At 69.3% G+C, this 13718-nt stretch carries 13 protein-coding genes; 5 read left to right on the plus strand and 8 right to left on the minus strand.

Annotated features, from left to right (window positions below; translation table 11 throughout):
* The first annotated feature begins 70 nt into the window (after positions 1–70).
* On the plus strand, positions 71–1054 hold the full coding sequence (locus ACIA5H_RS20235; protein ID WP_397077051.1) for a sigma-70 family RNA polymerase sigma factor: 984 nt from the start codon (positions 71–73) through the stop codon (positions 1052–1054).
* 65 nt (positions 1055–1119) lie between these two features.
* Here the strand turns inward: ACIA5H_RS20235 and ACIA5H_RS20240 are convergent, their stop codons facing one another.
* Together ACIA5H_RS20240 and ACIA5H_RS20245 are read right to left on the minus strand one after the other, a co-directional pair.
* Positions 1120–3066, minus strand: a complete 1947-nt coding sequence (locus tag ACIA5H_RS20240) for a UvrD-helicase domain-containing protein (RefSeq protein ID WP_379254131.1) — start codon at positions 3064–3066, stop codon at positions 1120–1122.
* Between the two features lie 136 nt (positions 3067–3202).
* On the minus strand, positions 3203–4276 hold the full coding sequence (locus ACIA5H_RS20245; protein WP_356966943.1) for an AraC family transcriptional regulator: 1074 nt from the start codon (positions 4274–4276) through the stop codon (positions 3203–3205).
* A gap of 34 nt (positions 4277–4310) precedes the next feature.
* Here ACIA5H_RS20245 and ACIA5H_RS20250 point away from each other — a divergent pair, with 34 nt between their 5' ends.
* Positions 4311–5816, plus strand: a complete 1506-nt coding sequence (locus tag ACIA5H_RS20250) for a flavin-containing monooxygenase (protein ID WP_379254132.1) — start codon at positions 4311–4313, stop codon at positions 5814–5816.
* Between the two features lie 20 nt (positions 5817–5836).
* Here ACIA5H_RS20250 and ACIA5H_RS20255 read toward each other — a convergent pair whose 3' ends face one another.
* Positions 5837–6649, minus strand: coding sequence for a DUF1460 domain-containing protein (locus tag ACIA5H_RS20255; protein ID WP_379254133.1), 813 nt, complete (start codon positions 6647–6649; stop codon positions 5837–5839).
* 165 nt (positions 6650–6814) lie between these two features.
* Here ACIA5H_RS20255 and ACIA5H_RS20260 point away from each other — a divergent pair, with 165 nt between their 5' ends.
* Positions 6815–7192 carry a hemophore-related protein gene (locus ACIA5H_RS20260; protein WP_364430061.1) on the plus strand — a complete coding sequence of 126 codons (378 nt, stop codon included), beginning with the start codon at positions 6815–6817 and terminating at the stop codon, positions 7190–7192.
* Between the two features lie 39 nt (positions 7193–7231).
* On the opposite strand, the gene ACIA5H_RS20265 is transcribed toward ACIA5H_RS20260, so the two are convergent.
* Together ACIA5H_RS20265 and ACIA5H_RS20270 are read right to left on the minus strand one after the other, a co-directional pair.
* Positions 7232–8395, minus strand: coding sequence for a sensor histidine kinase (locus ACIA5H_RS20265; protein WP_397077052.1), 1164 nt, complete (start codon positions 8393–8395; stop codon positions 7232–7234).
* Complete coding sequence (locus ACIA5H_RS20270) at positions 8392–9048, minus strand: response regulator transcription factor (RefSeq protein WP_379254135.1); 657 nt, start codon at positions 9046–9048, stop codon at positions 8392–8394. The genes ACIA5H_RS20265 and ACIA5H_RS20270 overlap by 4 nt, the downstream gene beginning before the upstream one ends.
* Positions 9049–9161: 113 nt before the next feature.
* Here ACIA5H_RS20270 and ACIA5H_RS20275 point away from each other — a divergent pair, with 113 nt between their 5' ends.
* Positions 9162–9572 (plus strand): nitroreductase family deazaflavin-dependent oxidoreductase, encoded by a 411-nt coding sequence (locus tag ACIA5H_RS20275; RefSeq protein ID WP_397077053.1) that lies wholly within the window; start codon positions 9162–9164, stop codon positions 9570–9572.
* Between the two features lie 46 nt (positions 9573–9618).
* On the opposite strand, the gene ACIA5H_RS20280 is transcribed toward ACIA5H_RS20275, so the two are convergent.
* Genes ACIA5H_RS20280 through ACIA5H_RS20290 form a run of 3 tightly spaced genes read right to left on the minus strand, consistent with a single transcriptional unit; the run spans position 9619 to position 12222 of the window.
* Complete coding sequence (locus ACIA5H_RS20280; protein WP_397077054.1) at positions 9619–10611, minus strand: hypothetical protein; 993 nt, start codon at positions 10609–10611, stop codon at positions 9619–9621.
* Complete coding sequence (locus ACIA5H_RS20285) at positions 10598–11902, minus strand: hypothetical protein (RefSeq protein WP_397077055.1); 1305 nt, start codon at positions 11900–11902, stop codon at positions 10598–10600. The genes ACIA5H_RS20280 and ACIA5H_RS20285 overlap by 14 nt, the downstream gene beginning before the upstream one ends.
* Entirely contained in the window at positions 11899–12222 is a 324-nt protein-coding gene (locus tag ACIA5H_RS20290; RefSeq protein WP_397077056.1) for a hypothetical protein, read from the minus strand. Before ACIA5H_RS20290 ends, ACIA5H_RS20285 begins: the two co-directional genes overlap by 4 nt.
* 405 nt (positions 12223–12627) lie before the next feature.
* Here ACIA5H_RS20290 and ACIA5H_RS20295 point away from each other — a divergent pair, with 405 nt between their 5' ends.
* Complete coding sequence (locus ACIA5H_RS20295; RefSeq protein ID WP_397077057.1) at positions 12628–13704, plus strand: sugar ABC transporter substrate-binding protein; 1077 nt, start codon at positions 12628–12630, stop codon at positions 13702–13704.
* Positions 13705–13718: the final 14 nt, after the last annotated feature.

The following is a 13718-nucleotide window of genomic DNA, read 5'->3' on the forward strand; positions in this document are numbered from 1 at the left end:
TCTTTTTCGGGTCCCGTCCGGTCCATATCTGCGACGGCTCACGCTTCGTGAACCGGGAAAGGACCCGCGGATGACCTCGACCAGTGCTGCGCTACCGGACGCCGAATTCACTCGCCGTACTCAGCCGTATCGCCGGGAACTGCTCGCGCACTGCTATCGCATGCTCGGCTCGATCCACGACGCCGAAGACGTGGTGCAGGAGACCTATTTGCGGGCTTGGCGTTCGTTCGGCGCCTTCGAGGGCCGCTCCTCGGTGCGGACCTGGCTCTACCGGATCGCCACGAACGCGTGCCTGACCGCGCTCGAGCACCACGGTCGGCGCGTGCTGCCGTCCGGTCTCGGCGCTGCGGGCACGGACCCACTGGCGCGGCCCGTGGCCGCGGCGGGCGTCCGGTGGCTCGAGCCGCTGCCGGACACCCTGGTGACGCCGGAGTCGGCGGACCCGGCGGGCGTCGCGGTGGCTCGCGACAGCCTGCGCCTGGCGCTGATCGCGTGCCTGCAACACCTGAACGGCAGGCAGCGTGCGGTGCTGTTGCTGCGCGACGTGCTCGGTATGCCCGCGGCCGAAGTCGCCGGAGTGCTCGATACCAGCACCGCGGCGGTGAAGAGCACATTGCAGCGCGCGCGAGCCCGGTTGACGGAGGTATCGGCGGCGGCCGAGCAGGCGGTGCCGCCGAGCGAGCCGGGGCAGCGCGCGCTGCTCGAGGAGTATCTGACGGCCTTCCGGCGCGCCGACCCGGCCGCCATCGAACGCCTGCTGCACCGGGACGCCGTGCTGGAGATGCCGCCGTCGGCCACCTGGTTCTCGGGTAAGCGGACGTGCGTCGCCTACCTGGCCGAGCACGTCCTCGGCGCTCCCGGCGCGTGGTTGCTGTTCCCGGCCGCGGCGAACGGGCAGCTCGCCGCGGTCGCCTTTCACCGGCAATCGGATTGCGTCTACCGCGCTTTCGGCGTCGCGGTGCTCACCACGACCACGGACTCGATCATCCGGATCACCGCGTTCGGCGACCCGGATCTGGTCACCGCGTTCGGATTCGCCCCGGTCCTCGGGTGAACGAAGGTCGCGATACTCGCACGTGCGCGGTACTTCTTGCCGCGAGTCGGATCGGTCGTGGAGCGCTACCCGCCGCGCTGGATCTCCGGCCGGTCGTCTCGAATGCCGATCCAGGCGTAATCCCGCGCCCTGGTGATCGCGACGAGCTTCTGCCGTTCGGCGAGTTCGGCTCGTTCGCGTCCCGCGCCGGTGCGTGAGTCCGCGCCCGCGGGCCAGGTCGGATGGAAGACCGCCGCGAAATCGAGTCCCTTGGCGCGATGCACCGTGCCGACCTTGACCGCCGCCCGCGGTGTTCCGTCGTAGTCCTCCAGGGGCAGTGTCGCGATGCCGACGGCCTCCAGCGCCCCGGCGAGCCGCCCGGCCTCGTGCCGCGTCCGGGTGAGTACTGCGATATCCGACAACGGCTTTCCGCATCCGCGAATACCGTCGACCAGCGCGGCCTCCAGGTACTGATCCGGTCCGCGCCAGATCCGCACCACGCCGTCGGGCAGGGTGACGTCGGCATCGCGCAGCGGCACGCCGGGCGCGTCGTCGAAATCGCCGAGTTCGTTCACCGCATCGATCCCCGCGGCGTTCTCCCAGACGCGGCGGCGGTTGCGGTAGTTCACCCGCAGGATCTCGCCACGGCCGCGCAGATCGATGCCCGCCTCGGCCATGCGCCAGCCTCCGGCGTACACCTGCTGCTGGCCGTCGCCGAGCAGCAGCAGCGGACTCGACCCGTTGCCGCCCGCGATGGCGTGGGCCAGCCGCAGCCCGGCCAGCGTGATGTCCTGCACCTCGTCGACGACGACCGCGTCATAGGGTTCCGGGAGCGGTTCGTTGCGGATCTCGGCCAGCGCGATGGCGATGACGTCGCTGTAGTCGGAGATGCCCCGCTCGCGCATCTCGCTGACGTACGGCACGTACAGCTTGTGCCACACGTCGGCGCGCCGGTCGTCGCCGAGACGAACAGCGTTGCGCCCGTATCGGTCCGCGCGCTGGTAGACGTCCAGGTCGTCGATCTCACGCCCTTTGATCACCCGGTCGATCTCCTCCCGCCAATAGCTCGCGTGCGGCTCGATGTCCTCGAAGTCGGCCCTCGCCCGTTCCCAGACGCGGCCGAACACGCGGTCGGCTCCGTGCGGGTCGAGTTTCGGCGCGGCGATCCGCTGTGCGAGGAAATCCAGGGCCCAGGCGTGCAGACCGGCGAACTGGACGCGGCTCTCGGTTCCCGGGGCGAGCCTGCGGAAGTAGGTCTCCTGACAGTTCGCGAGCGTCTTCACGAACGTCGTGTACAGCTGACGGCCGGTGGATCGCCGCGCCTGCCTGGCCATTCGGTGCAGCGCCACGACGGTCTTCCCGGTGCCCGCAGGGCCGGTCAGCCGGGCGGGGCCGGTGTAGTTGCGCGCGACCAGGATCTCCTGTTCGGGATCCAGGAAGGTCATCCAGTGCTGGAACGGCCTCTGCAACGCCGTATTCCGCTGCGGCGTGAGCACCTCCGACCGATCGAGCAGAGCGGGATCCGGTGCGCCCTGCGCCGCTTCCTCGAACTCCAGCAAGTCGTATTCGCGGGCCGACTGGTGGGCGACGGTGTTCGCGATGGCCTGTACCCGGGTGGGTCGCAAGTGCCGCTGCCGTGCGCGGATCACCCGATCGAGCTCGCCCGGCCCGGCCACGGCGAACCGGCCGTCCACGCGCACCCCGATTCCGGCGGGTACGAGCAGGACGAGCTGCACGTCATGGGGGACCAGCTTCTCGCGCCCGAACTGCAATCGACCGAATCGCGCCTCGACGTCGCGGTGGATCTCGTCGAGTTCGGCCGGGACGCCCTCGGCGAAGCGCAACGCGAAAAGTCCTGTCCCGCAGAACAGCAATGCATGGGCGTGCGTGGCGGGCAGGTCCACGGGGTCGCGATGGACGAGCAGGTATCGGCCCGGTTCGGCCAGCGCCTCGGCGAGAAATGTGCGCTGGTGCGATGTCAGGCCGGGAATGCGGGTCAGCGTGTCCGTGACACGCGAAAGCCAGGCGTTCATGGAGTCCCCCTTCCGGTGCACACCTACCCCGTCTTCGACGGTAAAGACACCGCGTCGAGGAGGGAATGCGCCGAGGGCTTTCCGGGACAACCGTTATCGAAACGGGCGGATCGGACACCGGACCGTTGTCGGCCTGTCACCCGAAAGTGTTGTGCTGCTGTGTTCTTCCGTCGGATTCCACGCGGCGCAGGGTGGTCGGCGTTGTGCCCCACCATCTTCGGGCGCATCGGGTGAAGGTCGCTTGTTCCGACAGCCCGATCAGCGAGGCGACCTGACTCATCGGCATATCCGTCGTGGTCAGATAGCGCCGGGCCGCGTCCCGGCGGACCTCGTCCAGGATCGCGGCGAACGAGGTGTGTTCGGCGGCGAGGCGTCGTTGCAAGGTGCGCGGGTGCACGGTGAGCAGCCGTGCCACCGCGCCTATCTCGGGCGCGGATGTACCCAGGAGCTGCTGGACGGCGGCGCGCACCTGCGGGGCGAGCGCCGCCGCCGCGTCGCCGGACTGCTCCGCGAGGAAGGCCATCGCCAGCCGGTGCAGGTTCTCGTCACCGCCGGTGAGCGGCCTGCCCGCCAGGCTGCGCGGCATACGTAGCGCCGCGAAGGGCCGCTCGACCCGCACCGGGGCGCTGAAGAATTCCTCGTAACCGGCGAGCGCGGCCTCGGGCCGATAGGGCAGCTCGACCGAGCGCAACCCGTATCGGTCGCCCACCAAGCGCTGAATGGTGCGATGCACGAACGCCAAGCCCAGGTCGGTGCCCTGGACGGGGGTGGGAAGTCCCGGCCGCACGCTGTAGCGCAGCGCGATCACGCCGCGATCCCCGTAGGGGTCCGGTTCCAGCGTCAGGCTCAGCGACCGCGCGTGCAGGAACAGGTACCGTGCCGTGCACTCGAGCACGTCGGCCAGCGACGGGGAATTCCGGATGGCCAGCGCCAGCGGGCCGAGCATGTCCAGATCCTGCCGCTGGGAGATCCGCAGACCCAGATCGGGGCAGCGCAGCTGATGCGCGGCCAGTTCCAGGACGGCCGCGACGCGCTCGTCCGGCACGAGCAGATCGTCGGCGTCCAAGGCGGCCACCGGCAGACCGCACGCCGTGGCCAGCGCCTCCGCGTCGCCACCGAGTTCGGCCACGGTCGCGCGGAAACCGCGCAGCCCTGCGGATCGAATCACCGACATGTCGTCGAGGATCAAATAGTTGTCGCGCAAAGTCAAGATAGCGACCCCGTGGGGCTCGCACACTGGACACATGACGCAGACCGACACAGCACCGGAACACCTCGATGTCGTGATCGTCGGCGCGGGACTATCCGGTATCGGCGCTGCCTACCGCTTGCAGACCGAGTGCAGTGGCAAGACCTACGCCATCCTCGAGGCCCGCGACACGCTGGGCGGCACCTGGGACCTGTTCCGCTACCCGGGCATCCGCTCGGACTCCGACATGTTCACCCTCGGCTACCCGTTCAAGCCGTGGCGGGACGCCAAGTCGATCGCGGACGGTCCGTCGATCCTGCGCTACATCACCGACACCGCGACCGAGAACGGCATCGACCGGCACATCCGCTTCCGCACCAAGGTCCTCGCGGCCGATTGGGACAGCGGCGCCGCGCGCTGGACGCTGACGCTCGAGCAGCGCGACGCGACCGGCTCCACCGAGACGCGCACGCTGACCTGCGGCTTCCTCTACGCCTGCGCCGGGTACTACAACTACGACCAGCCGCACGCACCGGAATTCCCCGGCATCGCGTCGTTCGCGGGCGAGGTGGTGCACCCGCAGTTCTGGCCCGAGGACTTCGACTATCGCGGCAAGCGCGTCGTCGTGATCGGCAGCGGCGCGACCGCGGTCACCCTGGTCCCGGCGATGGCGGAGCAGGCGGAGCTGGTGACGATGCTGCAACGCTCGCCGACCTGGATCAGCGCCGTCCCGGGGCGGGACAAAGTGGCCGACAAGATCCGCGAGCTGCTGCCGCCGCGGCCCGCGCATCGGCTGATCCGAACCAAGAACATCCTGTTCGGCATCGGCTTCTACCAGTACTGCCGTCGCAGGCCGGAGGCGGCGCGCAAGCTGCTCACCGGCCTCACCACGCGCATCCTGAAGGACGAACAGGCCGTCGCCGAGCACTTCACGCCCAGCTACAACCCCTGGGACCAGCGTCTGTGCGCGGTCCCGGACGCGGACTTCTTCAAAGCCATGAAGAAAGGCAAGGCCGAGGTCGTCACCGATCACATCGACAGCTTCGTGCCGGAGGGCATCCGGCTGAAGTCCGGCCGGGTGCTGGATGCGGACGTCGTGATCACCGCGACCGGGCTGCGACTGCTCGCCTTCGGCGGCATCGCGCCCAGTGTCGACGGCGTGCGGGTCGACTTGTCCGAGCAGTTCGTCTGGCAGGGAGCCATGCTCACCGGCGTCCCCAACTTCGCCGTGTGCATCGGGTACACCAACGCGTCGTGGACGTTGCGCGCCGACCTCACCTCCCGGCTGGTCTGCAAGGTGCTCAACCACATGGACCGCAAGGGTTACGCCTCCGTGGTGCCAGAGCCACGGGGCACGCTCGAGGAGCACCCGCTGCTTGATCTGGCCTCCGGTTACGTCCAGCGCTCCATCGGCGACTTTCCCCGGCAAGGCGGCCGTCATCCGTGGAAGGTGCGCCAGAACTACCTGCTCGACTCGGCGACCACGCTGCGCACCGACTTGGACAAGACGCTCACCGCGACGCCGAAATCGGCCGTCCGGCGGCCGGTGCCCGTCGCCTGACCCGTAACGGAGGAGTGGGGTCAGCGCGCCCGGAGTACGACGATGCCCGGTGTCGACCGCACGTACTCCGCGAAGGGCGAGTCCACCACCTTGTCATTGCCCGCGAGCGAGGACGCGTTGCGGAAGACCGGACCGGCGTCGGTCATGACGAAGATGCCGACGTGGGTGACGTCCAGGCCCGGTTGGTCGGCATAGGCGCCGATGTAGTCGCCGGTGCGCAGCCCGCTCACGACGTCCTGGCCGACCGCGGCGCTGGGAATGTAGGTGATCGCGCGATCGACCACGGGCAGCCCCGGAAGATAGGTGCCGCCGTCGGCTTTCGCGTTGAGGTGTTCGGTGACGGTCACCGCAGCGGTGCTCAACGTCGCCGTGATGTCGGTGGCCGCGACGTCGGTGACGTTCGACCAGTCGGTGAAGAAGTGCTTGCGCTGCTGGAAGTCCACGTGGCCGCCCGCGTAGCGCGTGCGGATCAGGTTCGTCGTGAACTGCTCGCGGTCGGTGGAGCGGGTGAGCGCCTCGACGTAATCGAGGAAGGTGAAGCAGTCCACCCGGCGCAAGTCGATGACCAGCTGTTCGGGCTGGGTCGCCGATCCGACGAGCATGTTCGCGCCGTAGGGCGTGCCGAGGAACCGGCGCGACAGCAGCTCGATCAGTTCCGCCTTGCTCGCCGACGCGGGCGCCTGAGCGCGCAGCGACAGCAATTCGTCGAGCTTTCTCGCGGTGACGTCGTCGAGGCGCACGGCCTCCGGAGCGCCGAGTGCCACGGTCGGTGTGGACACCGCGGCGCAGACAAGGGCCACGAGGACGAGCAGTACACGAGCGATGGTGCGCAAGACGCCTCCAGCGGAGTGGGCCGGCCGATCCGTACACGACAGCGACACCAACGGTAGGTGATGAGGGTCGGCAAGACCTAGCGCCGTCCAAACACCCCTTCTGGTGGACTGAACGCCGGGTCACGAGGTGGTGGCCCCACGTCCCCACCGAAAGGGTTATCCGACATGACGAGAATCGTTCGAGCCACCTTCGCTCTGGGCGGTCTGCTCGCCGCGGGCGCGCTGCTGGTTCCGGCGACCGCCTCCGCGCAGCCGCAGCCGGGCGGACTGCTGGAGACGACGTGCAGCTTCGCCCAGATCGATGCCGCCGTCCATGCCCAGTTCCCCGACGCCGCCGCCCGGCTCGACGCGCACCCGGACCGGAAGGCGAAACTCCAGGAGCTCCTGAGTCTCCCGGTCGAGCAGCGCAAGCAGCGCGCCAAGGAATTCCTGGACAAGCACCCGGAGGCCAAGGCCAGGTTCGAGGAGCGCCGCAACTCGCCGGAGGCGCAGCAGCACCGCGAGAAGCTGCGCGTCATCGCCGACACCTGCCACAACTACTGAGCACGCTGCGGGCGAGGTGTCGGACTCGCCCGCACCTCGCTACGCCCGCGCGCGGGGGAGGTCGACGGTGACCGCCAGACCGCCCTCCGGGCGGGCCGTCGCGTGAACGACGCCGCCGTGGGCCTGTGCGACCGAGCGCACGATCGACAAGCCGAGCCCGGCGCCGCGGGTATCGGAATCGGCCGAGCGTTCGGCGGTGGCGAGTCTGCGGAACGGTTCGAAGAGACTGTCGACTTCGAACGCGGGCACCGGGGGACCGCTGTTCGCCACGGCGAGCACCGCGCGCTCGCCTGCCGTTCTGGTCCGGATGCTCACCCAGCCGTTCTCGGGCAGGTTGTAGCGCACCGCGTTGTCGAGCAGATTGTGGACGAGGCGTTCCAGCAAGAGCGGATCTCCCTGCACGGGCGCGGTTTCGAGATCGGCGGTGATCTCGGCCCCTGGCCGTTCGGCTCTGGTCCCGACCGCGTCGGCGGCGAGGTCGGCGAGGTCGGCGCGGCGGTGTTCGGTCAGCCGCTGTTCGCTGGTGGCCAGCACCAGGAGGCCGTCGATGAGCCGTTCGTGACGGCGGTTGACCTCGAGGAGCGTGGCGCCGAGCCTGCGGGTGGACTCGGGAACCTCGGGGTCTTCCAACGCCACCTCGATCAGGGTCCGGTTGATGGTCAGCGGTGTGCGCAGTTCGTGGGAGGCGTTCGCCACGAATCGGCGCTGTCCGTCGAAGGCCCGGTCCAGGCGCTCCAGCATCGCGTCGAAGGTGTCGGCCAGATCCTTGATCTCGTCCTGCGGACCGTCGAGGGCGATGCGCTCGTGCAGGCTGGTGTCGGCCACGCGCCGCGCGGTCGCGGTGATCCGCTGCAAGGGATGCAGGGCACGTCCGGCCAGCAACCAGCCGAATCCACCCGCGGCGATCCCCACCGCACCCAAAGAAACCAGCGACCACACCAGCATGGCGCGCAAAGTATCCCGCCGATTCCGCTGGGCTTGCTCGCCGAGCGCCTTGAACAGTTCCGCGGACACCGGAGCACGGTTGCGCTCCGCCCGCTCGAGGAGATACTCCCGCACCACTTGCTGCGCACCGCCGCCGGGCCGTCGCTCCAGCGACTGATTCAGGTAGAAGTACATCAACGCGATCAGTACCGCGCCGGCCAGGAAGAACGCCGTCGCGTACAGCAGCGTGAGCCGCAGCCGGATCGTGCGCCCGCTCATCGGATCCGGTATCCGACGCCGGGCTCGGTCTCGATCAGCCGCGGGTCGCCCAGCTTCCGCCGCACGTTCATGATCGTGTACCGCACCACGCCGGTGAACGGGTCGATGTGCTCGTCCCATGCCTTCTCCAGCAGCTGCTCGGCCGAGACGACGCCGCCGTCCGCGCGCAGCAGTTCGGCCAGCACCGCGAATTCTTTGCGCGACAGGGTGAGCGGTTCACCGTTCCTGGTGACGGCGAACCGGTGCTGGTCGAGCCGGATGCCGGACCGCTCCAGCACCGGGGGAGCGGCGCTGCGTGCCCGCCGCCCGAGCGCCTGGATCCGGGCGACCAGTTCGGCAAAGGCGAACGGCTTGGTCAGATAGTCGTCGGCGCCAAGCCCCAGACCGGCTACCCGCTCCGCCACCGCGCTCGCGGCCGTCAGCATCAGAATCCGGGCCGAGCCGCCGGACTCGACCAGCGTGCCGCACACCTCGTCGCCGGAGACGCCGGGCAGATCCCGGTCGAGTACCACCACGTCGTAGTCGTGCACGCCGGTACGTTCCAGCGCCGCGGCGCCGTCGTACACCACGTCGACCGCCATGGCATGCCTGCGCAACCCGTCGGCGATCGCGTCGGCCAGCAATCTCTCGTCCTCGACAACAAGTACCCGCACCCCGCCATCGTGCCCTCTACCGCTGTTGGGTGGACGTTAGTCCGGCCCCGGCGGGCAGATCTGGGTAGGCTCGCGGACGAACCGGCGCACCCGACTCCCAGGAGAGACAAGCCATGGCAGGCGACTGGAACACCCAGATCATCGAGGAATTTCGCGCCAACCAGGGCAAGGTCGGCGGCCCCTTCGCCGGTCGCGAATTGCTGTTGCTGACCAGCACCGGCGCGAAGTCGGGTCGCCCGCGCACCAATCCGCTCGCGTTCGTTCGCGACGGCGACGACATCGTGGTGATCGCCTCCAAAGCGGGCGCTCCGACCAATCCCGACTGGTTCCACAACGTCCGGGCGAACCCGGAGGTCACGCTCGAGATCGGCACCGAGACCCTGGCGGCGACCGCGACTCCGGTCACCGAAGGCGCGGAGCGCGACCGTCTCTACGCCGCCATGGTCGAGGTGATGCCCGGCTTCGCCGACTACCAGGAGAAGACCGACCGGGTGATTCCCGTCGTCAAGCTGACGCCGCACTGAGTGGAACTGGGGCGGTGCCGTTCCCGGTCGTGGCCGAACCGAAGCGTCAGCCTGCCGTGATTCCGGTGATCAGCGTTTGATCCGTGCCGGTACGGGTCGTGATGAACTGCGTGAAGGTGTTCGCCTCCTCGCCGGGGAACTGCTGCGTCAAGCGGACCTCCCACCGTGCCTGGCCGTCGGCGCCGTCCCCGGCCCGGGAAATCTGCACGCAGTATCGGGTGCCCGCAGGCACCTGGTTGATGCCGCGCTGGATCTGGTCGGCGGGCGATACCGCCGCGTCGGGGGCGACCACCGCGCGAGCCCGGTACCCGGATCGTTCGGCGTAGTAGGCGTACTCGAAGGCGAAGATGGCGTCGGGGCCGTTGCCGGTGCCGCCCGGATCGGTGCCGGAGACGACGTCGGCGGTGCGTTTCTGCTCGCATCCCGGCGTGGCGATGGCCCACGGCGGCCTGACCCGTGAGGTGGACGTCGAGGTGGTCGGCGCGGGTCCGGCCGCGCGCGGCGGTGATGTCGCCGCCGCTGTGCGCGAATTCGCCTCGGAGCCATAGATCATGGCCAGGCCGATCGAGACGGTGGCGATCACGATGGCGAGCACGATCAAGACCGTCAGCGAGCGGTTGCCGCGTTGCTGTTCGGTGCGCCGCGGGTGGCGCACCGGGGTGCCGGGATGAATGCCGGATCGGTTGACGATGACGGGCGCCGTGACGTGGCCGTCCTCGGGCTCGGCCTGCACCGGCTCGGTGGGTGCGCCGCGCTGCTGCGGGGCAACGGGTTGCGGCGGTCGCACAGCGGCGGGCGCGGGTTCGAGCCATTGCTCCCACTCGCCGAGGCGCGGCCGGGTGTCTTGCCGCTCCGGCGGGCGCGGTGGCTCCTGCGCCTCGTACTGCGGCTCACGACGACGAACCTGCTTGCGCCGGCCGGGTGAACGACGTCGTTTGGACGGCTTGCCTGCCGGAATGCGCAGCATCGGCAGACCCGTGTCGAACGGATTGGCCTGGCTCGCGCCCTGACTGGGATGCTCCCGGTCAGGGGGCGTCATCGTCGAATTCGCCCAGCACCGGTACGACCGCTGTCACGGCGGACGGGATGGTCACGCCGAGTTGTCCGTCGCGCGGCTTGTGCTCCTGGTCTTCGCCGCCCGGCGGCGGAGCGGGCGGTACCACCATGCCGCCGGTCGGGCCGGGATTAGCGGGATGGTCCGGGCTGCTCGCGGGCGCGGGTGGCGCGGAGTCGACGGCGGGCGGCGCGACCGCGGGCGCGGGCCTGCTCTCCGGCTTCGGCGCATCCGCTCGCGCGGCGGGCGACGAATTGCCGGGCGGGATCGGCGAACCCGGGCCGCTGGTCGACGACTTGTGCTCCGGCGATCCGCCGAAGTCGAACAACTTCGAGGAATTCTTCGAGTCGTCGCCGGTCGTGCCGGAGTTGGTGGTGGAGCCCGGGTTGATCAGTTCCGGGATCGCCTTGTCCGCGGCCGCGGCGACGGTGTCGATGCCGTGGATGCCGACCTCGGCGATCTTGTCGATGATGTGTGTGCCGATGTCGACGCCCGCGTTGATGGCCGTGGTGCCGAGGTCCACCCCCGCGGAGATGAGCTGCTGCTGCAATTGCAGTTGCGCGACCATGGCCGGGTCCATGGGCTGTGTGGTGGCGGGTGTCGTGGTGCCGGGCACGACTTGCCCGGTGCTACCGGGATAGACGGCTTGCCCCTGGCTGACACCGGACGGCGTGGTGACCGTGAGCGGTCCCATCTCGTCGAGTTTCCTGGTGTGGTCGTCCATTTCGGTGCGCGCGGCCGTCACGGTGGTGAGCGCGTCGCGCAGCGCCTGGGTGGCGCGGGTGATGACGGCGTCGGTCTCCGGTGCGGAGGTCGCGTTGTCCAGGATCTCCCGCGCGTCGCGCCGGAAGTCGGCGATGATCTGGTCGACGCGCCGCGCCGCGCGCCCGGAGGTGGCGTGCGCGTCGGCGAGAACGGACAGGTAGGCGGGACCTCGGTCGGAGATGTCGCCGATCTGGGTCTGCGTGGTGCGCATCGCGGGCACCGCGCTGTCGGCGGCCTGGGAGGTCCAGGTCGATTCCAGCGCGTGCAGCCCTTCGCGGTGCGGGCCTTCGGTGTCGGCCGCCTGGGCGGAGGCGGCCGAGAGCGCCCCGGTCGCGGCCGCGCTCGGCACGCCGACACCGGTGCCGAGTGCGGAGCGCAGCGTCAGCAGTGGCTTGACCAGCGCGGCGACGATCGGCGGATCGACGCCGGGTTCGGTGCTCACCGGCCTGGTGGTCTCGGCGGCGGGCTGGGTGGTGTGGGCGCGTTTGCGCAGTCCCATCAGGCTTCTCATGCCGGTGCCTCTCCGGACCGCGTGATCGCGCTCGCCGTCGCGGCGTCGACATCCTGCGCGTTCTCGCTGTAACCGCGCAGCACCCGGCCGTATGCGCTGACCAGCTGTCCGGCCGTCGACAACGCTTCGGCGTGTTCGGACACGGCCGCGGAGAAGCGCGCCGCGAATTCCGCGCCGATGACGCCGAGATCGGCGGCCAGCCGTTCCGGATCCACCGCGCCGGAGGCGACCGTGGCCGCCGACGCCAATTGTTCGGACACCGCGTCCGCGATCGCGGTGTAGGCGGCCACCGCCGCCGGGTCGAGCCTGAGCGTATCCACTGTTCCCCTCCCGGATCCCAGTCTGTCGCTACCGCGCCATGATTCACCGCCAAGGGTACTGTGCCGAAGCCCCGCCATGCGCCTGTTCCTCGGTGGTCGGTTTCGCGCACGGGCCACTCTTTCGCGTGTCGGATACTCCGCGCGGCGCGGGCGCCATCGCGAAGCGTCCGCGGGCGCGTCCTGGCGCGGCGGCCGACATCCCTGTTCATGAGCCCTCCTGCGCCCCTTGCCGATCCGGCCGCGGTGGCGTCCACCTGAGCGAACGCGTGCGTGTCGAGATTGTTATTCGGAACAACAAATTAGCTGTTGTGCGCTGCGTCACAGTCCAATATGTTGCTGTGAACAACATTTGATCCACTCCGACCGGCCGGGGCATCGTCCCGGCCGGTGATGAAAGGCCCACTTATGCGTAAGGGCATCTTCAGCGCCGCCGCGCTGTCGTTCGCGCTCCTGGCCGCCACGCTCACCGCGTGCGGCGACTCCGGGGACTCCGGCGGCAAAACCCAGATCGGCGTGATCCTTCCGGACAGCAAGACCTCCGCCCGCTGGGAGACGGCGGACCGCAAGTACCTGCAACAGGCGTTCGAAGCCGCTGGCGTCAAGGCCGATATCCAGAACGCCCAGGGCGACAAGAACGCCTTCCAGACCATCGCCGACCAGATGATCACCAACGGCGTCTCGGTACTGGTGATGACCAACCTGGACAGCGGCACCGGCAAAGCGGTGATCCAGAAGGCGAAGTCGCAGGGCGTCACCGTGATCGACTACGACCGGCTCACCTTGGGCGGCGGCGCGCAGTATTACGTCTCCTTCGACAATGTGAAGGTCGGCAGGCTGCTCGGTGAGGGAGTCGCGCAGTGCCTGACCGATCGCAACGCGGTGCGCCCGGTGGTCGCGTACCTGAACGGCGGACCGACCGACAACAACGCCGCCCTGCTGAAGACCGGCTACGACGGTGTGCTGAAGCCACGATTCGACGCGGGCCAGTACGTCAAGGGCCCCGACCAGGCTGTCCCCGAGTGGGACAACACGACAGCGGGCACCATCTTCGAGCAGATGCTCACCGGCAGGCCGGATATCGGAGGCGTCGTCGCGGCCAACGACGGATTGGCCAACGCCGCGATCGCGGTGCTGAAGAAGCAGAAGCTCAACGGTCAGGTGCCGGTCAGCGGGCAGGACGCCACGGTGCAGGGACTGCAGAATGTGCTGGCGGGCGACCAGTGCATGACCGTCTACAAGGCGATCCAGAAAGAGGCCGAAGCGACCGCGAAACTGGCGGTGGGCCTGGTGAAGGGGGAACCCGGCACGACCAACGGCACCGTGCGCGATCCGGAGTCGAACGCCGACGTGCCGTCGGTGCTGCTGGAACCGAAGGCCATCTACCCGCGCAACGTCAAGGACGTGGTGGCCGACGGCTATGTCACCAAGACCGAGCTGTGCACCGGCGAGTTCGCGAAACTCTGCGCGGACAACGGGATCTGATATCGCACGCCCCT

Source organism: Nocardia sp. NPDC051900 (assembly GCF_044452545.1).
Taxonomy (GTDB): domain Bacteria; phylum Actinomycetota; class Actinomycetes; order Mycobacteriales; family Mycobacteriaceae; genus Nocardia; species Nocardia sichangensis.